Here is a 26,067-nt window from a genome sequence, read left to right as displayed (position 1 = left end):
GTCTCTTCCTCGTCGTGATGTTATTTTAAATAGGATCGTAGCAGATGACCGACCTCTGCCATTCTCGCGGCCCGCTGCTCAGGGGTGGTGTCGCCGCTGACCAGCTCGTCCTGCAGGTGGATCTCCACCATTTCGCCCATCAGGCCGTTCGCCGCCCCGCGAATCGAGGCGATCTGCTGCAAAATAGTCATACAGGGCTCGCCGGACTCCAGCGCGCGCTCAAGGGCTTCGACCTGGCCGCGGATGCGTCTTACGCGGCTGAGCGCCCGTTTTTTATCTTCAGGTGAATGTGGCACGATTACGCCTCCGTATCATATAGGGGGGTATACTATATTCTATTAGCGGTGAAGGCAAAAAAAACCCCGTCGCGGGACGGGGTCAGGAAGTGAAAGAGGATGATTTAGCGCTTACGAGGCATCATTCGCAGCAGAGTATTATCCTTCCACCAGTAATGATGGAGCAGCGCGGCGAGAGCATGCAGGCCAATCACAAAGTACCCGGCATTGGCCAACCATTCATGGATCGCCTTCAGGGTATCCACCCGCTCAAAATCGCTCTGCGGGGCATACGGCATGGTCAGACCAAAGGCATACCAGGGGTTACCGCGCCAGTACATCATCACCATGCCGATCAACGGCAAGGCAATGAACAGCAAATAGATCGCCAGGTGACCAAGATGGGCGAAACCGGTCATCATCGGCGATGGTTTCGGTACGATCGGCGGCGCCGGCGATTTCAGCCGCACCAGCAGACGCGCCACCATCAGCACGAAAATGGTGATCCCGCAGGAAACATGCACCATATTAATCAATGGCCGTTCACTGCGGGGAAAAAACCCGCGCAGCTCCATCGCCGCATAGGCTACTACTACCAGCAAAAAAACCAGCCAGTGAATCCCAATCTGCAGGCCGGAATATTTATCGCGCATGGCATATCCTTTATGGAAAGTATGATGCTGCCAACATAGCGGCGTTCCCTTAAATTTTCATTAACCTTTACGTAGAATTAACAATTGATTACCGCTTTCTGCCGAGCCGCTATACCACGCTTAGCGCACGCTCTTTCCTGGCCGAACGACAAACCGTCCACCGGTCATTACAAAATTACACAGTTTTGTTACTTACCGCGCTACTGCCGCCGCTATAGTACAGAATGTCTGGCAGACCACACGGCCCTGGGAGATAAGAATGAAGGAAATCGGCTTACCGTTATTGCTACTGACCGCGCTGGCCAGTCCGGCTTTTGCTGCAGACTGTCAGCCAAACGGCATTGGCGGCTCGTTTTGCATTAACGATGACGGTACGACTACCGACACGGTGCCTAACGAAGTCAACGGCATGGATACGTACTCGAATAATGGCGGCTATACCAGTTCCCTGCCCGATCGGTCAGGGGCGGATGAAGCACTGGAAGGTTCATCGCTGTCGACGCAGCAAGGCGTCGGCAGCGGACAGAGCGACAGTGCGCTGGCGGGTCGCGACTGGCATTCGCCCGCCAATCTGAATGATGGCGCCGCCACCTCCAGTATGAGCCTGCTGGATAAACCCTGAGGCCAGCGGCTAAGCGAGACTCCAGCCTGCGGCGCCGATGGCGAGGGCGAAAAGCAGGCAGGCCAGCGCCGTCTTACGTAACAGCATGGTATAGAATGAAATTGCGACACCAATGAATACCACCAGCAGAATCGGCCACATGCTTAATAACAACAGCAGAAAACCCTCAATATTGTTATGGATTACGCTCTCCACATCCGCATCCTTGCCTCATCGTCGATAAAGTAAGCAGAATTTAATATGTAACATGAATACATTCAAATAAAATATAATTGTAAATGGTTATGCACCGCCTCCTGCGGTTGGCGGTGGGTCACTTTCACGCGTCCGGAGCTTTGGCATCAGAAGCAGTTCGCAAAAAAACACGTCAGGATTGTTCCATGACACTTTAGCGGCACGCTCGTATTCTCGCTGGTATCCTGCAAATTCTTCACGCCATTATTCGGCGCGGGTATCTGACACAATGCGCCGGCGATGACAGTCGCCTGGTTGCAGTTTATCCCCCTGAGCGGAACGCACATCCAGATACTGAAGGGGCTGGCCGTGCGCGTTATCCAGCAGGACCGAATAGGTTTCCCCTTGCTCAAACATATAACGCTCTCCCCATTGCCGCAGCGCCACAACAATGGGAAACACGGAGCGCCCCTTTTCAGTCAGGACATATTCCTTGTATGCGCTGCCATCCGATGCCGGTAAAATCTCGAAAATACCGATATCAACCAGATGCTTCAGCCGCGAGGCAAGGATATTTTTGGCCAGCCCCAAATTTTTTTGAAACTCGCTGAATCTCCGCACATCGTCAAATGCTTCGCGGATAATCATCAGGCACCAGCGTTCACCAATTGATTCCAACGTTCTCGCCACCGGACATTCACTGGTTCTAAGTGATTCCTGCTTTGCCATCTGCGCGCTCCTTATCAATTTATCTACTGATCTAGCTTAATCCTCACCTTTACCAGTTGCAAAAAAAAACCAGCAAGGCTAATTCTATAGGCACACTAGTTTTAAAAAGCAACCAGATAGAGGGTCTCTTATGAAATGTAAGGCAAGTAGATGTACCGGCCAAAGGATCCAAACTGCGTCAGTCCCTGACACGATGCTGACCACAGGGATAACGGCGTTGTTTTCACTAACCTGCGCGCTGGCAGTAGCCAATGTTTATTCAGCACAGCCTTTACTCGACTCGATGGCGGTCAGCCTGAAGGTGTCGCCAGGCATGATTGGCAGCGTCATCACCGCTACGCAGGCGGGCTATGCCATTGGCCTGCTGTTCCTGGTTCCGCTCGGGGACTGGTTGAACCGTAAATACGTGGTGATGAGTCAACTGTTGCTTTCAGTAGCGGCGTTAGTCGCGGCAGGGTTATCCCCCAATATAGCAACGCTACTTGGCGCCATGCTGATCGTCGGCCTGATGGCCGTGGTGGTGCAGGTGCTGGTGGCCTGGGTGGCAGTACTGGCGACGCCGCAGAAACGAGGCCAGGCGGTGGGTACCCTGACCAGCGGCATTGTTTCAGGTATCCTGTTATCTCGGTTTATCTCAGGCGCGATAGCCGATATCGCCGGCTGGCGAGCCGTGTATCTCACGGCTGCCTGTCTGATGTTGATGATTGCCGGGATCGTCTGGAAAATCATGCCTTCGCCCCCGCAGCAGCCGCAGCCGCAAAAGCCGACTTACCTTTCCTTATTGAAGTCCGTGTTTCAGCTGTACCTCACCGAGCCGCAACTGAGAAAGCGCGGGATCCTGGCGCTATTTATCTTCGCCGCTTTCAGCATGCTATGGTCGACCATGGTCATGCCGCTCACCGCCCTTTCCCTCTCGCACACCCAGACGGGGATGTTTGGCTTAGCCGGCTTCGCTGGCATGCTGGCCGCCGCCAGAGCGGGCAAGTGGGCTGACCAGGGATGGGCTCAGCGCACTACCGGCCTGGCGCTGGCGCTGCTGACCATCTCATGGCTTCCTATCGGCTATGCCGAAACCTCTCTGCTTTGGCTGATAGCTGGCGTCATTGCGCTGGACTTTGCGGTACAGGCCGTTCATGTCTCCAGCCAGAGCCTGATCATTGCCGCCAGGCCTGCAGCGGCAAGCCGCCTGGTTGGGGCTTACATGTGTTTTTATTCGCTGGGCAGCGCGGCAGGGGCTATCGTTGCCACACAGCTTTATTCCCACTGGGGATGGCAGGCGGTCTGCCTTGCGGGCGCCGCGGTCAGCGCGTGTGCATTTCTGATCTGGTCAGGATCGCGTCAATCATGATATTCGTTCTGCGTTTTAAAGGGGCCAGTCAAAAAGACCGTAATGCTGACCTGATTGCTGCCAGCTATTTGTATCGCATACATTTTTTCAATGCTTTTAAACAGTTATGTTCATGTTGTATAATGACGTGCACTTTAACTAAAAAAAGAGTGCGACCATGATTGATTCCTCATTGCCATTAACCGACATTCATCGTCATCTTGACGGTAACATCCGGGCCCAAACCATCCTCGATCTTGGCCGCGAATTTAATATCGCTCTTCCCGCAACCACCCTCGACACGCTGCGTCCTCATGTCCAGGTCACCAGCCTTGAGCCCGATCTGGTTAGTTTCCTCGCCAAGCTCGACTGGGGGGTAAAGGTCCTGGCCTCGCTGGAAGCCTGTCGCCGCGTGGCGTATGAGAACGTCGAAGACGCGGCGCGAAATGGCCTGCACTACGTTGAGCTGCGCTTCTCTCCCCGCTATATGGCGATGACCCACCGGCTGCCGGTCGACGGCGTGGTAGAGGCGGTAATTGCCGGGGTTCAAGAGGGATGCCGCGATTTCCAGGTCGACGCCCGGCTGATCGGTATTCTGAGCCGCACCTTCGGCGAAGCCGCCTGTCAGGAAGAGCTGGCGGCGCTGCTCGCCCACCGCGAGGGCATCACAGCCCTCGACCTCGCCGGCGATGAGCTCGGCTTCCCGGGTACGTTGTTCCGCAACCATTTTAACCAGGCCCGCGACGCCGGGTGGCATATCACCGTCCACGCGGGCGAAGCGGCCGGCCCGGAAAGTATCTGGCAGGCCATTCGTGAGCTGGGCGCGGAGCGCATCGGCCATGGGGTTAAAGCGGTAGAGGATCCAGCCCTGATGGACTACCTGGCCGAGCACCGCATCGGGATTGAATCCTGCCTGACCTCGAACGTGCAAACCAGCACCGTGGCCTCCCTGGCCCAGCATCCGCTGAAGCAGTTCCTTGAGCACGGCGTGCTGGCGAGCCTCAACACCGACGATCCGGCGGTCCAGGGTGTGGACATCATTCACGAGTATACCGTGGCGGCGCCGGCGGCAGGGCTGAGCCGGGAGCAGATCCGTCAGGCGCAGATCAACGGCCTGACCCTGGCGTTCCTCGGCGAACAGGAAAAAGCCGCCCTCATTCAGCGGGTTGCCAAAGGCTGATAACCGGCCCGGCAGCCGTGCTGCCGGGCTCCTCCTCAGACCAGGCTGAGCGTGGCGCGATGTCTGGCCGACTCGATACCCAACTCAATCAGGGTCATTATCTGAATCGCCTCGCTGGCCGGGACCGGGTTTTCCCCTACGCCGTTAAGCGCGTCGCGGATAGCGGCATAGTAGGCGGGATAATTACCCGGTAGCGTCAGCCATTTCTCCTGACTACGTTCATCCCCTTCGGCGCGGGTCAGGGTACCGTCGCGCATATCATATCCCCAGTCCTCCTGCGGCAGCCGTTCACCGTTTTTTAGCCGCTCCTCCTGCGGGTCAAGACCGTACTTAATATAGCTGGCCCGCGAGCCGTGGACGATAAAGCGCGCGCTCTCCGCGGCGGCGAGTAACGTACCATGCAGTACTACCCGCCGCTGCGGATAGGCCAGCACGGCGTGAAAATAGTCGGTGGATTGCGCGCCGGGCCGAAGCTGCGCGAGGTCCACCGTGATGCTTACCGGCAGGCCAAACAGCACCACGACCTGGTCGAGCAGATGCGGCGCGAGGTCATACCATATGCCGCTGCCAGGACCCGCCTGCTCACGCCAGCGCTGGCGCACCTGTGGTCGGAAGCGATCGAAATGCGACTCGAAGTAACACACCTCCCCCAGCTGACCTTCGTTGATCAACGCGCTGACCGTTAAGAAATCGCTGTCCCAGCGCCGGTTATGAAACACCGAAAGTATCCGACCGCAGTGCTTCGCCAGGTTTTCCAGCTCGCGAGCTTGTGACAGTGTCACGGTAAATGGCTTATCCACCACAACATGCTTTCCCGCCTCCAGCGCCGCTTTCGCCAGCGGAAAGTGGGTGTCGTTCGGGGTGGCGATGACCACCAGATCGATATCCGGGTCGTCCAGCAGATCCCCCGGCGCACTCATTACCTTCACGCCAGGCCAATCGGCATGGACCTTATCGGCGTCGCTGCTGGCGACCGCCTTCAGCGCCATACCCGGCGTGCCGCCGATCAACGGCGCATGAAACGTTTTGCTGGCGTAACCGAACCCCACCAGCCCCACCCGGATCGCATCGCTCATCTTACCGCCTCGCTTATGCAACTGATATCAACACCAGGTTAATGAGAATAATTTTACAAACCGTGAGCAAAACTTATCATTCCTTACTTTGCGACTTACATGCAAGTGTGAGAAATCAGACAGATACCCCTTGTGATCTGCTGACCATCGAGTAACATTTCACGCTGTGTTCAAAGGATATTGAAGTGTTATGACAACTGTTTTTACCCGTATTGTAGAACTTATTGGCTGGATTGTTTTTGGTATTTCGGCACTGCTTTTGGTTATCGCACACCATATAGATAACTATCAGTCCCCACCGCCAGCGGATGTGGTGCACACGAAGTAGCTCCGCGTTAAAACAGTGACCCGCCTCGCAACTGTGCAACCGGTTTCAGAAACCGGTTGCACGTATGCTCGCGCTTTTATTACACTCCCTTTATCATCAGACAGGGAGCTTTTTCATGGCCGCTTTTCCGCACAATTTCTTATGGGGTGCCGCTACCGCAGCGTATCAGGTTGAGGGAGGACACGACGCCGACGGTAAAGGACCGTCAATCTGGGATATCTACTCTCATCTGCCGGGTACCACCTTTGAAGGCACCACCGGCGATATTGCCGTCGACCACTATCACCGTTTTCGCGAAGACGTGGCGTTAATGGCCGAGATGGGCCTGCAAAGCTATCGATTCTCCATCTCCTGGCCCCGCCTGCTGCCCGCCGGGCGCGGTAAGGTGAATGAAGCGGGAGTCCAGTTTTACAGCGATCTGATCGACGAACTGCTGGCGCACAATATTGAGCCGATGATCACCCTCTATCACTGGGATCTGCCGCAGGCCCTGCAGGATGAGGGCGGCTGGGAAGCGCGCACTACCGCCGAGGCCTTCGCCGAGTACGCCCGCCTGTGCTATGCGCGCTTTGGTTCACGGGTGAAGCTGTGGGCTACCTTCAACGAAACCATTGTCTTCATTGGGCACGGCTACATTAACGGCCTCCACCCCCCGGCGGTCCGCGATCCGGCGCGTGCCATTCAGGCCTGCCACCACGTGTTTATCGCCCATGCGCTGGCGGTGAAGGCCTTTCGCGAGATGGCTGTGGCCGGCGAGATTGGCTTCGTCAACGTACTGCAACCGCATACCCCGCTCACCGACAGCGAGGCGGACATTAAGGCCACCGAACTGGCTGACGCCATCCATACTCACTGGCTGTACGATCCGGTGCTGAAAGGCACCTATCCTGCCGACCTGCTGGCGCAGACCCAGGCGCTGTGGGGGGTACCTCGCTTTGCTCCAGGCGACGACGCGCTGCTCCGTGACAACCGCTGCGACTTTATCGGTCTGAATTACTATCGCCGGGAAACGGTATCTGCCCAGCCGCCTGAGATCGCTACCGGCGGCGAGCCTGGCGTGGAGGGATTATTCTATTTCGTGCGTAATCCCCAGAGTACATATACCGAATGGGGCTGGGAAATCTGGCCGCAGGGGCTAACTGACGGCATTATGATGATTAAGGCGCGCTATGGCGATATTCCGATATATATCACCGAGAATGGCCTCGGCGCGAAGGACCCGATTATTGACGGGGAAGTGGTCGACGACCCGCGGATTGATTATCTCAGCAGCCATATTGGCGCCCTCGAAAAAGCGCTGGCGCTGGGGGCAGATGTGCGCGGCTATTACCCCTGGTCATTTATCGATCTGCTGAGCTGGCTCAACGGCTATCAAAAGCAATATGGTTTTGTCTATGTCGATCACCAGCAAAATCTGGCGCGGAAACGAAAGAAGAGTTTTTATTGGTACAAATCTGTTATTGCCAGTCACGGCGAACAGCGTTAATCTTCTCTTGCGGGCGCCATTCGGCGCCCGGTCTGATTTTAGAATATTCTTAAACTTCTCCCTGCTCTTCAAGGCTGGCTTTGCCCCTTGTCATGGGTTTATATAACCTGATTCATTCCACGCGGCCCCAGCAGAAGGCGCCGTTGGTTGAGAGTAGGTTTAGTGAATGCTGATAATATTCAACGCAATAATTCCGATTATAAAATGGATACGAAAATGACCGTGCTGGACTACTTATTAAAATTTCGCAAAATCAGTTCGCTGGAAAGCCTTGAAAAACTATTTGATCACCTTAACTACTCCCTGACTGACACCCAGGAGATCGTGAATATGTATCGCGCCGCCGATCATCGTCGCGCAGAGCTGGTCTCCGGTGGTAAATTGTTCGATGTGGGCCAGGTTCCTAAATCCGTTTGGCGATTCGTGCAGTAAGGCTGTCATCCTTCACGCCAGTTGCTTATACTTCCCGGCCTGATTTTATTCACTGGCGTTGAATAGGGGAGAAACATGACGTCTCAATCTGCAGAGCGCATCGGCGGATGGCTGCTGGCTCCGCTGGCCTGGTTGCTGGTGGCGCTGCTGAGCGCCTCGTTATCGCTGCTGTTTTTTGCCAATGCGCTGATGTCGCCGCAGACCTATACCCTACTGCGCGCCATGAGCGCGGGCCATATGACGCTGTGGGTCGCCTCGCTGCTGTTTGCCCTCGCCATGTGGTATTACACGCTCTGGCTGACTATCGCCTTTTTCAAGCGGCGCTCGGTGGTGCCGAAACACTATATTATCTGGCTGCTCATCACCCTGCTGCTGGCGATAAAGGCTTTTGCCTTCTCGCCGGTCTCGGATGTGCTTGCCCTGCGTCAGCTGCTGTTTCCGCTGCTGGCCGCTGCGCTGCTGGCGCCCTATTTTCGCCGTTCGCAGCGGGTAAAACGGACTTTTGTTAATCCGTAATACCCCCACACTTAACCTGTTGTCGCTGGTATCGTTTTATTCGATAATAAGCGGCTTTTTTTCGTTTCAGGTCGCATGATGGCTGATTATTTACTGCTCTTTATTGGTACAGTCCTGGTCAATAACTTCGTTCTGGTGAAGTTTCTTGGTCTGTGCCCGTTTATGGGGGTTTCCAAAAAGCTGGAAACCGCAATGGGGATGGGGCTCGCTACCACCTTCGTGATGACCCTGGCCTCTATTTGCGCCTGGCTGATTGATACCTGGATCCTTATCCCGCTAAATTTGGTTTATTTGCGTACCCTGGCCTTTATTCTGGTTATCGCCGTGGTGGTTCAGTTTACTGAGATGGTGGTGCGTAAAACCAGCCCGGCGCTCTATCGCCTGCTGGGGATCTTTCTACCGCTGATCACCACCAACTGTGCCGTACTCGGGGTAGCGCTGCTGAATATTAATCTGGGCCACAATTTCCTGCAGTCGGCGCTGTACGGCTTTGCCGCCGCCGTCGGCTTCTCGCTGGTAATGGTGCTGTTCGCGGCGATCCGTGAACGGCTGGTGGTGGCCGATGTCCCCGCGCCGTTTCGCGGTAATGCCATCGCGCTGATTACCGCCGGTTTAATGTCTCTGGCCTTCATGGGCTTTAGTGGTTTGGTGAAGTTGTAATGAGCGCAGTCTGGATAGCCGTGATCGCCATCAGCCTGTTAGGGCTGATTTTCGGCTTAATACTGGGATACGCCTCGCGTCGTTTCGCGGTGCAGGACGACCCGGTGGTGGAAAAAATTGATGAGCTATTGCCGCAGAGCCAGTGTGGGCAGTGCGGGTACCCTGGGTGTCGCCCCTATGCGGAAGCAGTCGGCGTACAGGGTGAGAAAATAAACCGCTGCGCGCCGGGTGGCGAAGCGGTGATGTTAAAAATCGCCGCCTTGCTGAACGTCGACCCGCAGCCTGTCGACGGCGACGCACAGGAAGCGGAGCCGGCCCGCATGCTCGCGGTAATTGACGAGCCGAACTGCATTGGCTGTACCAAGTGTATCCAGGCCTGTCCGGTGGATGCCATCGTTGGGGCGACCCGCGCCATGCATACCGTGATGAGCGACCTGTGCACCGGCTGCAATTTGTGCGTCGCCCCCTGCCCGACCCAGTGCATTTCACTCGTTCCGGTGGCCACCACCCCGGAGACCTGGAAATGGGATCTGCATACGATCCCGGTGCGAAATATTCCTGTGGAACAACATGTTTAAGCTATTTTCCGCTTTCCGAAAAGACAAGGTCTGGGATTTCAACGGCGGTATTCACCCGCCTGAAATGAAAACCCAGTCTAACGGCACCCCGCTGCGTCAGGTTTCCCTGCCGCAGCGCTTTGTTATCCCGTTGAAACAGCACATTGGCGCCGAGGGCGAACTGTGCGTTAAAGTGGGCGACCGGGTGCTGCGCGGCCAGCCGCTGACCCGCGGCTGGGGAAGAATGCTGCCCGTTCACGCCCCGACCTCCGGCACCATTGCCGCCATCGCTCCGCACACTACCGCGCACCCGTCGGCGCTGGCGGAGATGAGCGTGATCATTGACGCCGACGGCGAAGACCGCTGGATCGAGCGCGATGGCTGGAGCGACTATCAGACCCGCACGCGTGAAGCGCTGATCGAGCGTATCCACCAGTTTGGCGTTGCTGGCCTCGGCGGCGCAGGCTTCCCCACCGGCAGTAAACTGCGCGGTGGCGGAGATAAAATTAAAACGCTGATCATTAACGCCGCCGAGTGCGAGCCCTATATCACGGCGGATGACCGCCTGATGCAGGACTGCGCGGCGCAGATTGTCGAGGGTATCCGCATCCTCGCTCATATACTGCAGCCTGAAGAAGTGCTGATCGGCATTGAAGACAATAAGCCGCAGGCCATCTCAATGCTGCGGGCGGTGCTCTGCGACGCCCATGGCATTTCGCTGCGCGTGATCCCCACCAAATATCCCTCCGGTGGCGCCAAGCAGCTCACCCAAATTCTCACCGGCAAACAGGTACCGCACGGCGGTCGTTCATCGGACATTGGCGTGCTGATGCAGAACGTCGGTACGGCTTATGCGGTGAAACGCGCGGTGGTTGACGGTGAGCCGTTAACCGAGCGCGTGGTCACCCTCACCGGCGAAGCGGTAACCAGACCGGGCAATGTCTGGGCGCGTCTTGGCACGCCGGTGCGCCATCTATTGAACGATGCCGGCTTCTGCCCCAGCGCCGAGCCAATGGTGATCATGGGCGGCCCGCTGATGGGCTTTACCCTGCCGTGGCTCGACGTCCCGGTGGTGAAGATCACCAACTGTTTGCTGGCGCCTTCCGCCAGCGAGATGGGCGAACCGCAGGAAGAGAAAGGCTGCATTCGCTGCAGCGCCTGCGCTGACGCCTGCCCGGCCGATCTGCTGCCGCAGCAGCTGTACTGGTTCAGCAAAGGTCAGCAGCACGATAAAGCCACTGCCCATAATCTGGCGGACTGCATCGAGTGCGGCGCCTGCGCGTGGGTATGTCCAAGTAATATTCCGCTGGTGCAGTACTTCCGTCAGGAAAAGGCCGAGATCGCGGCGATTCGTCAGGAAGAGCAGCGCGCTGCGGAAGCCAAAGCCCGATTCGAGGCCCGACAGGCGCGCCTGGAGCGTGAGAAAGCCGCGCGCGCCGAGCGGCATAAAAAAGCCGCCGTTCAGCCTGCCGCCAAAGATCAGGAGGCGATTAGCGCCGCCCTGGCCCGGGTACGGGATAAACAGCGCGATGCCGCGCAGCCGATCGTGATCCAGGCCGGCGCCAAACCTGACAACAGCGAGGCGATTGCCGCCCGCGAAGCGCGTAAGGCTGAGGCCCGGGCGCGCAAAGCGCAGCAGCAGGCCGCGCCGGTGGTAGCCCCGGCCGCCGAACCGGTCGATCCACGCAAGGCGGCGGTGGAAGCCGCTATCGCCCGCGCTAAAGCGCGTAAAGCAGAACAGCAGGCCGCGCCGGTGGACGCCCCGGCCGCCGAACCGGTCGACCCGCGCAAGGCGGCGGTGGAAGCCGCCATCGCCCGAGCCAAAGCGCGTAAAGCCGAACAGCAGGCCGCGCCGGTGGACGCCCCGGCCGCCGAACCGGTCGACCCGCGCAAGGCGGCGGTGGAAGCCGCTATCGCCCGCGCCAAAGCGCGTAAAGCCGAACAGCAGGCCGCGCCGGTGGACGCCCCGGCCGCCGAACCGGTCGACCCGCGCAAGGCGGCGGTGGAAGCCGCCATCGCCCGCGCTAAAGCGCGTAAAGCCGAACAGCAGGCCGCGCCGGTGGACGCCCCGGCCGCCGAACCGGTCGACCCGCGCAAGGCGGCGGTGGAAGCCGCCATCGCCCGCGCTAAAGCGCGTAAAGCCGAACAGCAGGCCGCGCCGGTGGACGCCCCGGCCGCCGAACCGGTCGACCCGCGCAAGGCGGCGGTGGAAGCCGCCATCGCCCGCGCCAAAGCGCGTAAAGCCGAACAGCAGGCCGCACAACAGGATCTCGCGTCAGCCGCAGCCAATGACGACCCGCGCAAAGCGGCCGTCGCCGCGGCTATCGCCCGCGTTCAGGCGCGTAAAGCAACACAGCAGGCAGTTAACGAGGAATAAATGGTTTTCAGAATCGCAAGCTCCCCCTATACCCATAACCAGCGGCAGACCTCGCGTATTATGCTGCTGGTGCTGCTCGCCGCTGTGCCTGGCATTGTGGTCCAGACCTGGTTTTTCGGCTGGGGCACCGTACTGCAGATTGTCCTCGCCGCCCTGACGGCCTGGGCGACCGAAGCCGCTATTCTCAAACTGCGTAAACAGCCTGTTGCTGCCACGCTGAAAGATAATTCCGCCCTGCTCACCGGCCTGCTGCTGGCGGTGAGTATTCCGCCACTGGCCCCGTGGTGGATGGTGGTGCTCGGCACTGCCTTTGCCGTAGTCATCGCCAAGCAGTTGTACGGAGGCCTGGGCCATAACCCCTTCAACCCGGCAATGATCGGCTATGTCGTGCTGCTGATTTCGTTCCCGGTGCAGATGACCTCCTGGCTGCCTTCCTATGAGATAGCCGCCCATATCCCGGCATTCAGCGACGCGCTGCAGATGATCTTCACCGGTCATACCGCCGCCGGAGGCGACATGGCCAGTCTGCGGCTGGGTATCGACGGCGTCAGCCAGGCCACCCCGCTGGATACCTTTAAAACCTCCCTGCATGCCGGACATAGCGTTCAGCAGGTGCTGCAATTGCCGGTCTACGGCGGCGTGCTGGCAGGTCTGGGCTGGCAGTGGGTGAATATCGCCTGGCTGGCAGGCGGCCTTTTCCTGCTGTGGCAGAAGGCGATCCGCTGGCATATCCCGGTCAGCTTCCTTGTTAGCCTCGGCCTGTGCGCCACCCTCGGCTGGATTTTTTCGCCGCAGAGCCTGGCCTCACCGCAGATGCATTTGCTCTCCGGGGCGACCATGCTTGGCGCCTTCTTTATCCTGACCGATCCGGTGACGGCCTCAACAACCAACCGCGGCCGTCTGATCTTTGGCGCCCTCGCTGGCCTGCTGGTCTGGCTCATCCGCAGCTTCGGTGGTTATCCGGACGGCGTGGCGTTTGCCGTTCTGCTGGCGAATATTACCGTGCCGCTGATCGATTACTACACGCGCCCGCGCGTATATGGCCACCGTTGAGAGAGCAATGATGTTAAAAACGATGCGTAAACACGGCGTCACGCTGGCGCTGTTTGCCGCCGGTTCCACCGGGCTGACGGCGGCGATCAATGAGCTGACCAAAAGCACCATCGACCAGCAGGCGGCCCTGCAGCAAAAGGCGTTATTCGACCAGGTTTTACCTGCCGACCGCTATAATAACGATCTGCTTAAGAGCTGCTATCTGGTCAGCGCCCCGGCGCTGGGCAAAGGCCAGCATAAAGTGTGGATCGCCAAAAATAACGATCGACCGATCGGCGCGGTGATGGAAGCCACCGCGCCGGACGGCTACTCCGGAGCAATACAGCTGCTGGTTGCCGCCGATTTTAGCGGCACGGTCCTCGGCACCCGCGTAACTGAGCATCATGAAACGCCGGGCCTGGGTGATAAAATCGAACTTCGCCTGTCGGACTGGATTACCCATTTTGCCGGGAAAGTCATCCACGGCCAGGGCGATAGCCACTGGGCGGTCAAAAAGGATGGCGGCGATTTTGACCAGTTCACCGGCGCCACCATCACCCCCCGGGCGGTGGTCAATGCCGTTAAGCGCGCAGGCTTATATGCACAAACGCTGCCTGCGCAACTTCCTGAATTCACCGCCTGTGGAGAATAACCATGAGCGAAGTTAAAGACGTCATCGTCCAGGGCCTGTGGAAAAATAACTCCGCCCTGGTTCAGCTGTTAGGTATGTGTCCTCTGCTGGCGGTCACCTCGACCGCCACCAACGCCCTCGGGCTGGGTTTGGCCACCACACTGGTGTTAACCCTGACCAACCTGACCATCTCCAGCCTGCGCCGCTGGACGCCGGCGGAGATCCGGATCCCCATCTACGTAATGATTATCGCCTCGGTGGTGAGCGTCGTGCAGATGCTGATCAACGCCTATGCCTTCGGCCTCTATCAGTCGCTGGGGATTTTCATCCCGCTTATCGTGACCAACTGCATCGTGGTCGGCCGCGCCGAAGCCTTTGCCGCCAAAAAAGGGCCAGCGCTGTCGGCACTGGACGGTTTCTCGATCGGCATGGGCGCTACCTGCGCGATGTTTGTGCTGGGCTCCCTGCGCGAGATCCTTGGCAACGGCACCCTGTTTGACGGCGCCGACAGTCTGCTTGGCAGCTGGGCGAAGGTTCTGCGCATCGAGGTTTTCCACACCGACACCCCTTTCCTGCTGGCTATGCTGCCGCCAGGCGCCTTTATTGGCCTCGGCATGATGCTGGCGATTAAATACCTTATCGATGAACGTAGCAAACAGCGGAAGGCGCAAGCGGCCCGGGCCGTCTCTGTCGCCCCGTCCGACGTGACAGGGAAAGCATAATATGAACAAAGCCAAACGCCTGGCGATCCTCACCAGGCTGCGGGAAAACGATCCCCACCCCACCACCGAACTGCATTTCAGTTCGCCATTCGAGCTGCTGATTGCCGTTCTGCTTTCTGCACAGGCCACCGATGTCAGCGTCAACAAAGCGACAGCCAAACTCTATCCGGTGGCCAATACGCCCGCAGCGATGCTGGCCCTGGGGGTGGATGGGGTGAAATCGTATATCAAGACTATCGGCCTGTTTAACAGCAAAGCGGAAAACGTCATCAAAACCTGCCGCATCCTGTTGGAGCAGCACAATGGCGAGGTGCCGGAAGACAGAGCGGCGCTGGAGGCGCTGCCCGGCGTGGGCCGTAAAACCGCCAACGTGGTGCTGAATACCGCCTTTGGCTGGCCGACCATCGCCGTGGACACGCACATCTTCCGCGTCTGCAATCGGACGCAGTTCGCCCCGGGCAAGAATGTTGAGCAGGTGGAAGAGAAGCTTCTGAAGGTGGTCCCCGCCGAGTTTAAGGTCGACTGCCATCACTGGCTGATCCTGCATGGGCGTTATACCTGTATTGCCCGCAAGCCGCGCTGCGGCTCCTGCCTGATTGAAGATCTTTGCGAATACAAAGATAAAGTCTACGCCTGACTGTCTCGTCTCTATTGCGGTCATAGCTTAACTCTGGGTTATGGCCCGCATTCATCTATTTCACCGGCCATTAACACCACATAATCATCATGATTATGGATGATTATCCGGTTATATAACAAACAACTAGTTCATTCATTTTTTATCAGCGCAAAATTTCTATGCATTTGTGATCCAGATCATGCTCGCAACTTTATGTTGAATGAATGTTACTGGAATGGAAATAAATGTCAGGCAATACAACGGATGAGTAAAGATTGTCAGGATAATGACCCATGATTTTTTAAGATAATGGACCATATCACTATGCTTACGCCAGATCAGTAGAATATATCGCCTTTTCCCGGCAAACCGGCGAACCCGAAAGATAAAAATACCAACGATATCGAAACGGTAAAATTTAACGCTGTATAACATTCATATGTCCGGAGCATTATACCACCCTGATTATGTGTAACAGATTATTACAAAAGCCTTGCCTGATGCGCCAGGATAGTGAACATTACTTGCCGTTTTCCCTCCAAGAATAACTATAAAGGCGGCGGTCCAACGAGATTGCGCCCCGAACACCCCCCAGTAAATATGGGATGTAAAAAAAGAGGTATATGTGTCTACTGCAAACAATAAACCAGCAGAAAGCGTGAGTCTGAACGCTTTCAAACAACCACGCGCGTTCTATCTCATTTTCTCGATCGAGTTGTGGGAGCGTTTTGGTTACTACGGCCTGCAAGGGATCATGGCCGTTTACCTGGTAAAACAGCTGGGTATGTCGGAAGCGGATTCCATTACTCTGTTCTCCTCCTTTAGCGCGCTGGTTTATGGCCTCGTCGCCATTGGCGGCTGGCTGGGTGATAAAGTGCTGGGTACCAAGCGTGTCATCATGCTGGGCGCTATCGTGCTGGCGATTGGCTATGCGCTGGTGGCCTGGTCCGGTCATGACGCCGCTATCGTCTATATGGGTATGGCGACCATCGCCGTCGGTAACGGCCTGTTTAAAGCCAACCCGTCCTCCCTGCTTTCTACCTGCTATGACAAAAACGACCCACGTCTGGACGGTGCATTTACCATGTACTACATGTCCATCAACATCGGTTCGTTCTTCTCTATGCTGGCAACCCCGTGGCTGGCCGCACGTTTTGGCTGGAGCGTAGCGTTTGCCCTCAGCGTGGTGGGGATGGTGATCACCATTATTAACTTCGCCTTCTGTCAGAAATGGGTTAAACAGTACGGCTCTAAACCGGACTTTGCCCCGGTACACATGGGTAAACTGCTGGCGACCATCGCTGGCGTGGTGGTGCTGGTCGCTATCGCCACCTGGCTGCTGCATAACCAGGGTATCGCACGTATGGTGCTGGGCGTCGTCGCACTGGGTATCGTCGTGATTTTCGCCAAAGAAACCATAGGCCTGAAAGGCGCTCCGCGTCGTAAAATGATCGTCGCTTTCCTGCTGATGGTAGAAGCGATTGTCTTCTTCGTGTTGTACAGCCAGATGCCGACCTCGCTGAACTTCTTCGCCATCCGTAACGTGGAGCACTCGATCCTCGGTCTCGCCTTTGAACCGGAACAGTATCAGGCGCTGAACCCGTTCTGGATCATGATTGGTAGCCCGATTCTGGCCGCCATCTACAACAAGATGGGCGACCGCCTGCCGATGCCGCACAAATTTGCTATCGGTATGGTACTGTGCTCTGGCGCATTCCTCGTCCTGCCTTTAGGGGCGAAGTTCGCCAGCGACGCCGGTATCGTCTCGGTCAACTGGCTGATTCTGAGCTACGCGCTGCAGTCTATCGGTGAACTGATGATTTCCGGCCTCGGCCTGGCGATGGTCGCTCAGCTGGTTCCTCAGCGTCTGATGGGCTTCATCATGGGCAGCTGGTTCCTCACCACGGCAGGCGCGGCGATCATCGCCGGGAAAATCGCTAACCTGATGGCAGTCCCGGAGAATGTCACCGATCCGCTGGTGTCGCTGGAAGTGTACGGTCACGTATTCCTGCAGATTGGTATCGTCACCGCGGTTATCGCCGCCCTGATGCTGCTGACCGCGCCGAAACTGAATCGTATGACTCAGGACGACAGCGCGGACATTAAAGCACGCGAAACCGCGGCTGCCTGACGCCGCAGGGAAAACTAATTATTTTTAAGCCGCTAACGTTAGTTTAGCGGCTTTTTTTTTACCCCTGGCAGGACTAACATACAGAAAACTGCAGCCACGAGGAGTCACGCATGAAACTGTTCTACAAACCCGGCGCCTGTTCCCTTGCCTCGCATATTGCCCTGCGCGAAAGCGGTCTGGATTTTACCCTGCAGAGCGTGGATCTGGCCCAGAAACGGCTGGAAAACGGGGAAGACTATCTGCTGATCAACCCGAAAGGTCAGGTGCCGGCGCTGCTGCTGGATGATGATATCCTGCTCACTGAGGGCGTAGCCATCATGCAGTACATCGCAGACCAGGTGCCGGATCGTCATCTGCTGGCGCCGGTGGGCTCGATTGCGCGCTATCAGACTCTCGAATGGCTGAACTATGTGGCCACCGAACTGCATAAAAGCTTTACCCCGCTGTTCCGCCCGGATACCCCGGAGGACTATAAGCCTGTCGCGCGGGGGCTGCTTGAGAAAAAGCTGCAATACGTTGATGCAGCGCTGGCAGACAAACAGTGGCTGACCGGCCATCGCTTCACCATTGCCGATGGTTATCTGTTTACGGTGCTGCGCTGGGCCTATGCTATAAAACTGGATATGGCTGCCTATGGTCATATCGGCAGCTGGATGGCGCAGGTGACAGCGCGTCCGGCGGTGGCTGCCGCACTGGCGGCTGAAGGCTTAAAATAAGGCCTGCACCTGCCCGGCGGACCGTCGGGCAGGCCCTGGGAGTTACAGCCGGGTGGCGCTGAAGCAGTGCTCCGGTACGGCGATGCGATCCTGCGCCGCTACTACCTGCAGTTCGTATTCCTGCATATTTTTGGTGGCGAGCATAATCTCGTACACCGCGGCGGTGACGTGTTCCAGCGCATCGCGCAGACTTGCCCCCTGCAGCAATTTAACCAACAGCAGACCGCTGGTCACATCGCCGACGCCCACCGGCTGACGCAGGCCGAAATCCACCAGCGGCCGACTAATATGCCAGGCTTCTTCGGCCGTCACCAGCAGCATCTCAAAACGATCCATACTCAGACCCGCACGGGCAAGATGCTTAACTAATACCACTTCCGGCCCCTGGGCAATCAGCTCCCGCGCGGCGGCCACTGCCTCGCTGACGCTGGCGACCGGATGACCGCACAGGATCTCCAGCTCAACCAGATTCGGCGCAATAATATCGCTGGCCGGCAGCGCATAGCGCGCGTGGAACTCCGCCACGCCCGGCGCGACGATGCAGCCCTTCTCCGGGTGACCCATCACCGGATCGCAAAAATATTTCGCCGCCGGATTGGCCGCCTTAACCTGACGCACGATACCGAGGATATGCTCTCCCTGCTCAGCGGAGCCAAGATAGCCGCTCAGTACCGCATCGCAGGTCTGCAGTTTGTCGATGTCGGCAATCCCCTGAACGATCTCCGTCAAATGCGAAGGCGGCATGACGCAGCCGGTCCATTTGCCATACTGCGTATGATTAGAGAACTGTACGGTATTCAGGGGCCAGACATTGGCGCCCAGACGGCGCATCGGAAATTCGGCGGCACTGTTGCCGGCATGGCCAAACACAACGTGAGACTGAATGGCGAGGATGTTCTTCATTTTCTTACCACAACCCTAAAAAGAAAAAGGGCGTGGTTTCCCACGCCCTGACAGTATTTTTTTATTTCCAGCAGACCAGGCAGTAATTTTTCTTACCGCGACGCAGCAAGGTGTAGCGGCCAAACAGGCGATCGCTGTCACTGAATACATATTCCGGGTCGGCCTGTTTTTCGCCGTTGATGGTCACCGCGTTAGAGGCAACGGTTTTACGCGCCTGACCGCGGGACGGCTGCAGCTCGGAATCAACCAGCGCCTGCAGCAGATCGGCGCCTTTTTCCATTTCGATCATCGGCACGCCATCCTGGGCCAGCTGTTCGAAGTCAGCTTCGCTCAGGTCGCTCAGGTTACCGTTGAACAGGCTTTCGGTAATGCGCTTCGCCGCTTCCAGGCCTTCTTCGCCGTGGACAAGGCGCGTCACCTGCTCTGCCAGCACGTACTGGGCGCGCGGCGCTTTACCGCTGTTTTTGTCTTCTTCTTCCAGGGCATTGATCTCCGCAATGTCCATAAAGGTGAAGAATTTGAGGAAGCGATAGACATCAGCATCCGCGGTGTTGATCCAGAACTGGTAGAATTTGTACGGACTGGTTTTCTTCGGATCCAGCCACACGGCGCCGCCTTCGGTTTTACCGAATTTGGTGCCGTCCGCTTTGGTGATCAGCGGTACGGTCAGGCCAAACACCTGGTTCTGATGCAGACGACGGGTCAGATCGATGCCGGAGGTGATGTTGCCCCACTGGTCAGAGCCGCCGATCTGCAGCGCCACGCCGTGCAGCTTGTTCAGGCAGGCAAAGTCGTAACCCTGCAGCAGATTGTAAGAGAACTCGGTAAAGGAGATACCCTGATCGTCACGATTCAGACGCTGCTTCACCGCTTCTTTGTTGATCATCTGGTTAACAGAGAAGTGTTTACCGATATCGCGCAGGAAGGTCAGCACGTTCATGCTGCCAAACCAGTCATAGTTATTCGCCGCGATCGCCGAGTTGTCGCCGCAGTCAAAATCAAGGAACGGAGCCACCTGTTTGCGGATTTTATCCACCCACTCCTGCACGGTATCCTCGGTGTTTAGTTTACGCTCAGCGGCTTTGAAGCTTGGGTCGCCAATCAGACCGGTTGCGCCGCCCACCAGCGCCACAGGTTTATGACCTGCCTGCTGGAAGCGTTTCAGGCATAACAATGGAACAAGATGCCCCAAATGCAAGCTGTCAGCGGTAGGATCGAAGCCGCAATAGAGCGCGATCGGGCCTTGCGCCAGTCGCTCTGCTAACGCTTCCTCGTCCGTCACCTGGGCTACCAGCCCCCGCTCTTGCAATTGTTTAATCAAGTTACTGCTTGCCATCAAATTCTCCATGTATAAACGACTGCACCTCTGCCGGTACACGACTTTTCGCCAGATGCGAAAAGTACATAGAATAAAGCGCCGGCCCTTTCAGCGCCAGCGCTTCGATAACTAATTTCGGCGTTTACGGCGCCAGACGGTCTATTTTCCAGGCGCCGCTATCGCGCTGGTATAAAAAGCGATCGTGCAGACGGTGTTCTCCCCCCTGCCAGAACTCCATCTGCTCAATGCTGACGCGGAATCCGCCCCAGAAGCTCGGCAACGGCACTTCACCCTGCTGGAACTTCTGCTTCAGCTCGAGGAATTTGCTTTCGAGGATGCCGCGGGCTGAGATCCGGCTCGACTGCTTCGAGACCCAGGCGCCAATCTGGCTGTCGCGCGGACGGCTGTGGAAATATTTGACCACTTCCAGCGTCGACAGACGCTCCGCTTTGCCGATTACCATCACCTGGCGCTCCAGCATATGCCACGGGAAAAGCAGGCTGACCTGCGGGTTGTTTTCAATTTGATGCGCTTTGCGGCTGCCAAGGTTGGTATAAAACACCAACCCTTTTTCGTCGTAGTGCTTCAGCAGCACAATGCGCTGGTAGGGCTGGCCGCGCTCATCGACGGTGGCGACCACCATGGCCGTCGGGTCGGCAAGTTTCGCATCGCAGGCCTGACGCAGCCAGCGTTCAAACAGCGGCAGGGGTTCAGCAGGAAGATCGTGGCGACGCAAACCGCCACGGGTGTATTCACGGCGCAAATGCGCAATTTGCTGGAGTTCGTCGTTATCAGACATGGCCATTGAGGATGTAGTCATAAGGTGGCGTTATTGTGCGCCCCCCGGACAGAAATCTCAACGTTTGGCCGTCTGCAGCTGACAGTTATCAAGGACGATGCGGTCGCGCTTATAGACGGTGGCGGTATCGCCTTTTGACCAGAACACATAGACGCCGTCGGTGTAGCGCGCCCCGGAAGCCGACAGCCCCTCAGACAGGTTCAGTTGCTGATTATCATAGATAAAACTGACCTGCTGGCGTGCGTTATTGCGATGGACCGTCAATGGTTTCTGGTCGCATTGATACTCCAGCGTGTCCGTCTGCATCCGCTCGACAAACTGGTTGTAGTAGCTACAGCCCGCCAGCATAAAAGGTACAACTGCGATAAGAATTTTTTTCATTCGTTTGCCTTCGACTTTCCCGGTCACGGCGGGCACTCCGCCCTCCGCTTAACTTGTCCAGTTTACCGGTCGCGTCGTATTTAAGATTTCAGTTAACTCCGATTCTGCGGCGGGTTAGCCGGAAAAATGGCGCCCAGCACCGAGGCTTCGCTGGCGCCGGTCACGGAGGGCAGATTGCCCGGCAGACCAGCCAGCGTTCGCCAGGCCAGCCAGGCAAAGGCCAGCGCTTCCATATCATCGCCGCTGATCCCCGCCTCATCGGTGGTGGAGACCTCGGTTCCCGGCAGCAGCGCCGCCAGGCGCGCCATTAACAAGGGGTTACGCGCGCCGCCGCCGCACACTAACAAACGCTCGCAGCCGCCGCTTAACAATACCTGCTCACTGATGGTGACGGCGGTCAATTCCGCAAGCGTAGCCTGAACATCCTCCCCGCGTAGCCCCGGATAGCGGGCCATATGCTGCTCCAGCCAGCCGTAATTGAAATATTCCCGACCGGTGCTTTTCGGCGCCGGCAAGGCAAACCACGGATCGCTCAGCATGTCCTGCAGCAGCGGCAGCAGCACTTTACCTTCGCTAGCCCATTGGGCGTCCTTGTCGTACGGTTTGCCCTTCTGGCGCCAGATCCAGGCGTCCAGCAACATATTTCCCGGCCCGGTATCATAGCCGCGCACCGGCTGACCTGGCGCCAGCAGCGACACATTAGCGATCCCGCCGATATTGAGCACCATACGTCGCTCAACGGGGTGGGCCAGCAGCGCATGATGAAAAGCCGGCACCAGCGGCGCCCCCTGCCCGCCTAGCGCCATATCCCGGCGACGAAAATCCCCCACTACGGTTATCCCGGTGTGGGCGGCGATCTGGTTGTTATCACCAATTTGCAGGGTATGCGGAGCCTCTCCCTGCGGTTCATGCCATACGGTCTGTCCATGGCAGCCGATGGCGATGACGTCGGTGGGTTTGAGACTTTCCTGGCGCATCAGCGCCAGTACGGCATCGGCAAACAGCCGTCCCAGACGGGTGTCCAGACGACCTAGCTGCGAAAGGGTCAGCGACTGCCCCTGGCAAATCGCCAGAATCTCTTCTTTTATCGCGTGTGGAATGGGCCAGGTGAGACTAGCCTGCTGCGCCACCATGTTTTCAGTAATGGTGGCCAAAACGACATCGATACCATCCAGGCTGGTACCAGACATAACGCCAATAAAGCGACCCGATCTCATACGTTTTCCTTCATTCCATGACCCTTGTATGCCCTTCACTCCATCATAAAGTGTCGGTTAATGCTATGTTGTACTAATACTTTTTAACAATAGAGCGACAAATCAGAGAACATCGTAAAGAACCGGCGTTTAGTTGAGGTTGAAGCACCAGTGTTTATTATTTTTTGTATAGTCCAGGGAGAACCTATGCCCGCCGACGACTAAATGCCATATAATTAACCGTATGGACGTTCAATTGAACACCTTCGGTGAACAGGAGATTCATAAATGATTTTACGTGTTTTGGCTGTATCGATGATTGGTTTTACGCTCGCAGGCTGCGTGAGCAGCAGCGGCCTGTCCGGCGACGTTTATTCCGCATCTGAAGCCAAACAGGTGCAGAGCGTGACTTACGGTACTATCGTGCATACGCGCGCCGTACAGATCCAGAGCGGCGACGATAGCAATGCCATCGGGGCCATTGGCGGTGCGGTACTGGGCGGGTTCCTTGGAAACACCATCGGCGGCGGTACCGGACGCTCTCTGGCTACGGCGGCAGGTGCGGTCGCGGGCGGCGTAGCCGGTCAGGGCGTTCAGGGCGCGATGAATAAAACGCAGGGCGTTGAACTGGAAATCCGTAAGGACGATGGCAATACCATTATGGTAGTGCAGAAACAGGGCAGCACTCCGTTCTCCGTTGGTCAGCGCGTGGCCATTGCCGGCAGCGGCAGCCAGGTCACCGTCTCTCCGCGATAATCTCCCTTACGATGCGGCCGGTTGCGCCGCATCGTATTTTTCAGCCACGTTTATTTCGCCGTAATAAATTCGTAGTAGCCATCAGACATCTTTATTTTAATATTCCATGAATCATTGCGCCTGCGCAATATCTTATCTGCCCGCCCCTATTACCCTCAAGAACGTAAATTAGCCCTGGCGACTCATCGTCGCTGCCGTTGCCTTTTATGTGGAATATTGCCTATGCCCGAACATGTGCATCATGTCGTTAAACGTCTAATCCTTTATATTTGCATTTGTTTACTGGCCGGGGTTGGCATTTCCGGGATGACTGCGTTTTTTCATACCAGCTTCAGTAGTACTTCCTCAATATTATTTCCGCTGCTGACCAGTTTCCTGATGGTTTTTCATATTACCATTGCCTGTTTTATGGGCATGAAATACTGGAGCAGCAAGCGGCGTCTCTACCTTACTCCAGTCTCTTTCGGGTTTGCCTGCTCAGCGCTGCTGATGCTTGGCACGCTCAGCAGCTATCCGGACTGGCTTACCTGCAATCCGGCCCCGGTCGTTAATCAAAATGACGCCGTTATCTATTATTTCTTCCGCAATATAATGATGGCTGTGTTATTCATGTCATCTATTATTTTGTACTATTTTCGCCAGCGCATCATGCATTCGTGGAAAGCACACGTTCTTACATTTACAGCATGTATTCTTTTTACGTTGACCATTATTGTTTTATCATGGCTATACTCCAGCCATTCGCCGTGGCTGAGCGTCAATTTTATCGACGATCTGAGCCATACCTTTACCCCGTTGTGGCAAAGTATTATCGGCTGGCTGCTGATGGCAGTTTGGTTCATCACGCTGATTTTATTAATTAGCTTGAGTAAACTGCGTAATATTTTTTGGTTCAGCGGCGCTTTTTTTTGCAGCGCTTATTTGTTCACGCTTTTCCAGCTGCTCTCCACCGCAGGGGAGCTGGATCAGACCTGGTACCAGGCGCGTTTTTTCGAAACGCTATGCACCTTGTTCCTGATTCTGGTGCTACTGGTTGACGTCTTTATCCTCTATCGCGAGTCTAACCACAAATATGTCCATTCGTATCAGAATTCGATCCGCGACCCGTTGACCCGCCTCTACAACCGCAGCTTTTTCTACGACACTCTTAACCAACAGCTGGCGAAGGTGAATGCCCAGCATCCGCTGTCGGTGCTCATCAGCGACCTCGACCATTTCAAACGCATCAACGATAGCTACGGCCATGTCGCCGGCGACAAAGTGATCCAGTTCGCCGCCTCGGTGCTGGAAAGCCATTCGCGGGTAGATGACGCCGCCGCACGCATCGGCGGTGAGGAATTTGCTCTGCTGCTGGTCAACACCGGTGAAAAAGAAGCGCAAGCGATCGCCGAGCGTATCCGCCTGGCGGTCAGTGCCGGGGAGAGCCATTTACCGGAGCGAATGACCATCAGCATGGGGGTGTATACCACCTACGACAATAGCGTGACAGCGGAAGCGTGCGTTCAGCGCGCGGACGAAGCCATGTATGAAGCAAAGAATAACGGACGTAACCAGGTGATCGTCTGGCATCAGCAGGGAGGGTGAAAAAAGGCCCGGATTAGCCCGGGCCGCAAAGAATTAATCTTTAGCCTGGAGATCGAGGATATTTTGTTCAAGTTTACGGATTAAGTGGAGCAAGGTTTCCACTTCCTGCTTCGAGACCCCTGAGAGGATTTCATCACGGGTCTTACCTATCACCTCTTCCATCTCGTTGATCAGCGGTTCGGCTTTTTCCGTCAGCTTGATGCGTTTGGCCCGCCGATCGCTTGCGCAGGTCTGGCGAGAAATGAGCCCTTTCTCCTCCAGCTGATCGAGCGTGCGCACCAGCGACGGCTGTTCAATACCGATAGCTTTCGCCAGCTGGATCTGCGACTGCTCAGGCGGCAGCTGGTGGATGTTATGCAGCGTGACCCAGTGGGTCTGCGTTAACTCCAGAGGTTTCAGGCGATGGTCGATTAGCGCGCGCCAAACGCGAACTAAACGTGCCAGATCAGAACCAAGTGGCGATTCCAATTTCATCTCCTTATAATTAGCTTGCTAAGTTATTATACTGATTTTAGAATAGTGTGCAGCATTTGAATTATCAAAACAAATGAATTACTTGATTCAACAAAAACCAAAACAATGATTTACACTGTTAAAGAGTAGCACGTCCTGAGGTTACCCCTGTAATGGCAAAGGATTTTTGCTTGTGAAACTGAGTCTTAACACATCCGGATTGCCGCTGCAGGACCTGGTGTTCGGCGCATCCGTCTATTTCCCTCCGCTGTTCAAAGCCGTCTTGTTGGGTTTCTTTATCTGGTTGTTTTTACATCGCCAGCTGCGTGACTGGATGTATGCGGGCGACATCTGGCACCCGCTACTAATGGATCTCTCCCTGTTCGCGCTCTCGGTCTGTCTGGCCCTGGTATTGCTCATTGCCTGGTGATCTC

Annotated in this window: 30 protein-coding genes; 19 read left to right on the top strand and 11 right to left on the bottom strand. The window is 56.5% G+C overall.

Annotated features, from left to right (window positions below):
- Positions 1 to 20 precede the first annotated feature (20 nt).
- A complete protein-coding gene (locus ACR809_RS11555; protein ID WP_002907563.1) occupies positions 21 to 296 on the bottom strand; it encodes a metal/formaldehyde-sensitive transcriptional repressor in 276 nt (91 codons plus the stop codon).
- Between the two features lie 104 nt (positions 297 to 400).
- On the bottom strand, positions 401 to 928 hold the full coding sequence (cybB, locus tag ACR809_RS11550) for a cytochrome b561 (RefSeq protein WP_002907640.1): 528 nt from the start codon (positions 926 to 928) through the stop codon (positions 401 to 403).
- A gap of 259 nt (positions 929 to 1,187) precedes the next feature.
- Here cybB and ACR809_RS11545 point away from each other — a divergent pair, with 259 nt between their 5' ends.
- Entirely contained in the window at positions 1,188 to 1,550 is a 363-nt protein-coding gene (locus tag ACR809_RS11545) for a hypothetical protein (RefSeq protein WP_004143806.1), read from the top strand.
- A gap of 9 nt (positions 1,551 to 1,559) precedes the next feature.
- Here the strand turns inward: ACR809_RS11545 and ACR809_RS11540 are convergent, their stop codons facing one another.
- Both ACR809_RS11540 and ACR809_RS11535 read right to left on the bottom strand, forming a co-directional pair.
- Positions 1,560 to 1,745 carry a hypothetical protein gene (locus ACR809_RS11540; protein WP_002907644.1) on the bottom strand — a complete coding sequence of 62 codons (186 nt, stop codon included), beginning with the start codon at positions 1,743 to 1,745 and terminating at the stop codon, positions 1,560 to 1,562.
- 243 nt (positions 1,746 to 1,988) lie between these two features.
- On the bottom strand, positions 1,989 to 2,453 hold the full coding sequence (locus ACR809_RS11535; RefSeq protein ID WP_004180158.1) for a winged helix-turn-helix transcriptional regulator: 465 nt from the start codon (positions 2,451 to 2,453) through the stop codon (positions 1,989 to 1,991).
- A gap of 193 nt (positions 2,454 to 2,646) precedes the next feature.
- On the opposite strand from ACR809_RS11535, the gene ACR809_RS11530 reads away from it, so the two are divergent.
- Positions 2,647 to 3,801 (top strand): MFS transporter, encoded by a 1,155-nt coding sequence (locus tag ACR809_RS11530; protein WP_122051264.1) that lies wholly within the window; start codon positions 2,647 to 2,649, stop codon positions 3,799 to 3,801.
- A gap of 157 nt (positions 3,802 to 3,958) precedes the next feature.
- Positions 3,959 to 4,960: an adenosine deaminase gene (gene add, locus ACR809_RS11525; protein WP_004151209.1), complete on the top strand. Its 1,002-nt coding sequence runs from the start codon at positions 3,959 to 3,961 to the stop codon at positions 4,958 to 4,960.
- Positions 4,961 to 4,995: 35 nt separating this feature from the next.
- On the opposite strand, the gene ACR809_RS11520 is transcribed toward add, so the two are convergent.
- Positions 4,996 to 6,036 (bottom strand): oxidoreductase, encoded by a 1,041-nt coding sequence (locus tag ACR809_RS11520; RefSeq protein WP_117373372.1) that lies wholly within the window; start codon positions 6,034 to 6,036, stop codon positions 4,996 to 4,998.
- A gap of 190 nt (positions 6,037 to 6,226) precedes the next feature.
- Between ACR809_RS11520 and blr the strand changes: the two genes are divergently transcribed.
- The 13 genes from blr to gstA all read left to right on the top strand — a co-directional run bounded on the left by blr (position 6,227) and on the right by gstA (position 18,243).
- Positions 6,227 to 6,364: a division septum protein Blr gene (gene blr, locus ACR809_RS11515; RefSeq protein WP_004227851.1), complete on the top strand. Its 138-nt coding sequence runs from the start codon at positions 6,227 to 6,229 to the stop codon at positions 6,362 to 6,364.
- Positions 6,365 to 6,479: 115 nt separating this feature from the next.
- Complete coding sequence (locus tag ACR809_RS11510) at positions 6,480 to 7,850, top strand: GH1 family beta-glucosidase (RefSeq protein ID WP_004180160.1); 1,371 nt, start codon at positions 6,480 to 6,482, stop codon at positions 7,848 to 7,850.
- A gap of 216 nt (positions 7,851 to 8,066) precedes the next feature.
- Positions 8,067 to 8,282 (top strand): transcription modulator YdgT, encoded by a 216-nt coding sequence (gene ydgT, locus ACR809_RS11505; protein ID WP_002907652.1) that lies wholly within the window; start codon positions 8,067 to 8,069, stop codon positions 8,280 to 8,282.
- A 75-nt stretch (positions 8,283 to 8,357) separates the two neighbouring features.
- Complete coding sequence (locus ACR809_RS11500; protein WP_122051263.1) at positions 8,358 to 8,798, top strand: DUF2569 domain-containing protein; 441 nt, start codon at positions 8,358 to 8,360, stop codon at positions 8,796 to 8,798.
- A 78-nt stretch (positions 8,799 to 8,876) separates the two neighbouring features.
- Complete coding sequence (rsxA, locus tag ACR809_RS11495; RefSeq protein ID WP_002907658.1) at positions 8,877 to 9,458, top strand: electron transport complex subunit RsxA; 582 nt, start codon at positions 8,877 to 8,879, stop codon at positions 9,456 to 9,458.
- A complete protein-coding gene (gene rsxB / locus ACR809_RS11490) occupies positions 9,458 to 10,036 on the top strand; it encodes an electron transport complex subunit RsxB (protein WP_004143816.1) in 579 nt (192 codons plus the stop codon). Before rsxA ends, rsxB begins: the two co-directional genes overlap by 1 nt.
- A complete protein-coding gene (gene rsxC, locus ACR809_RS11485; RefSeq protein ID WP_122051262.1) occupies positions 10,029 to 12,392 on the top strand; it encodes an electron transport complex subunit RsxC in 2,364 nt (787 codons plus the stop codon). Before rsxB ends, rsxC begins: the two co-directional genes overlap by 8 nt.
- The gene (gene rsxD / locus ACR809_RS11480; RefSeq protein WP_002907730.1) at positions 12,393 to 13,445 is read left to right on the top strand and encodes an electron transport complex subunit RsxD; all 1,053 of its coding nucleotides are present in this window, start codon (positions 12,393 to 12,395) and stop codon (positions 13,443 to 13,445) included.
- 10 nt (positions 13,446 to 13,455) lie between these two features.
- Entirely contained in the window at positions 13,456 to 14,076 is a 621-nt protein-coding gene (gene rsxG / locus ACR809_RS11475) for an electron transport complex subunit RsxG (RefSeq protein ID WP_002907731.1), read from the top strand.
- Between the two features lie 2 nt (positions 14,077 to 14,078).
- Positions 14,079 to 14,777, top strand: coding sequence for an electron transport complex subunit E (locus tag ACR809_RS11470; RefSeq protein ID WP_002907733.1), 699 nt, complete (start codon positions 14,079 to 14,081; stop codon positions 14,775 to 14,777).
- A gap of 1 nt (position 14,778) precedes the next feature.
- Entirely contained in the window at positions 14,779 to 15,414 is a 636-nt protein-coding gene (gene nth / locus ACR809_RS11465; protein ID WP_002907734.1) for an endonuclease III, read from the top strand.
- 607 nt (positions 15,415 to 16,021) lie between these two features.
- Positions 16,022 to 17,527, top strand: coding sequence for a dipeptide/tripeptide permease DtpA (dtpA, locus tag ACR809_RS11460; RefSeq protein ID WP_004151206.1), 1,506 nt, complete (start codon positions 16,022 to 16,024; stop codon positions 17,525 to 17,527).
- 110 nt (positions 17,528 to 17,637) lie between these two features.
- Positions 17,638 to 18,243, top strand: coding sequence for a glutathione transferase GstA (gene gstA, locus ACR809_RS11455; RefSeq protein WP_032104203.1), 606 nt, complete (start codon positions 17,638 to 17,640; stop codon positions 18,241 to 18,243).
- Positions 18,244 to 18,285: 42 nt separating this feature from the next.
- Here the strand turns inward: gstA and pdxY are convergent, their stop codons facing one another.
- From pdxY to anmK, 5 genes are all read right to left on the bottom strand, one after another.
- Positions 18,286 to 19,146: a pyridoxal kinase PdxY gene (pdxY, locus tag ACR809_RS11450; protein WP_023278944.1), complete on the bottom strand. Its 861-nt coding sequence runs from the start codon at positions 19,144 to 19,146 to the stop codon at positions 18,286 to 18,288.
- Between the two features lie 61 nt (positions 19,147 to 19,207).
- A complete protein-coding gene (tyrS, locus tag ACR809_RS11445) occupies positions 19,208 to 20,482 on the bottom strand; it encodes a tyrosine--tRNA ligase (protein WP_002907740.1) in 1,275 nt (424 codons plus the stop codon).
- Between the two features lie 124 nt (positions 20,483 to 20,606).
- Positions 20,607 to 21,263, bottom strand: coding sequence for a pyridoxamine 5'-phosphate oxidase (gene pdxH, locus ACR809_RS11440; RefSeq protein ID WP_002907742.1), 657 nt, complete (start codon positions 21,261 to 21,263; stop codon positions 20,607 to 20,609).
- A 57-nt stretch (positions 21,264 to 21,320) separates the two neighbouring features.
- Positions 21,321 to 21,644 (bottom strand): C-type lysozyme inhibitor, encoded by a 324-nt coding sequence (gene mliC, locus ACR809_RS11435; protein ID WP_002907744.1) that lies wholly within the window; start codon positions 21,642 to 21,644, stop codon positions 21,321 to 21,323.
- A 92-nt stretch (positions 21,645 to 21,736) separates the two neighbouring features.
- Entirely contained in the window at positions 21,737 to 22,861 is a 1,125-nt protein-coding gene (anmK, locus tag ACR809_RS11430) for an anhydro-N-acetylmuramic acid kinase (RefSeq protein ID WP_004143831.1), read from the bottom strand.
- A gap of 267 nt (positions 22,862 to 23,128) precedes the next feature.
- Here anmK and slyB point away from each other — a divergent pair, with 267 nt between their 5' ends.
- Complete coding sequence (slyB, locus tag ACR809_RS11425) at positions 23,129 to 23,596, top strand: outer membrane lipoprotein SlyB (protein ID WP_002907749.1); 468 nt, start codon at positions 23,129 to 23,131, stop codon at positions 23,594 to 23,596.
- 222 nt (positions 23,597 to 23,818) lie between these two features.
- Positions 23,819 to 25,180, top strand: a complete 1,362-nt coding sequence (locus ACR809_RS11420) for a sensor domain-containing diguanylate cyclase (RefSeq protein ID WP_101998859.1) — start codon at positions 23,819 to 23,821, stop codon at positions 25,178 to 25,180.
- Between the two features lie 33 nt (positions 25,181 to 25,213).
- On the opposite strand, the gene slyA is transcribed toward ACR809_RS11420, so the two are convergent.
- Positions 25,214 to 25,654: a transcriptional regulator SlyA gene (gene slyA, locus ACR809_RS11415; protein ID WP_004143833.1), complete on the bottom strand. Its 441-nt coding sequence runs from the start codon at positions 25,652 to 25,654 to the stop codon at positions 25,214 to 25,216.
- Between the two features lie 172 nt (positions 25,655 to 25,826).
- On the opposite strand from slyA, the gene ACR809_RS11410 reads away from it, so the two are divergent.
- Positions 25,827 to 26,063 carry a DUF1656 domain-containing protein gene (locus ACR809_RS11410; protein WP_004143834.1) on the top strand — a complete coding sequence of 79 codons (237 nt, stop codon included), beginning with the start codon at positions 25,827 to 25,829 and terminating at the stop codon, positions 26,061 to 26,063.
- Positions 26,064 to 26,067: the final 4 nt, after the last annotated feature.

It is taken from the genome of Klebsiella sp. CD33 (assembly GCF_051992865.1).
Lineage (GTDB): Bacteria > Pseudomonadota > Gammaproteobacteria > Enterobacterales > Enterobacteriaceae > Klebsiella > Klebsiella pneumoniae.
The sequence above is the reverse complement of the archived record's forward strand: the minus strand, read 5'-3'. Positions and strand labels throughout refer to the sequence as shown.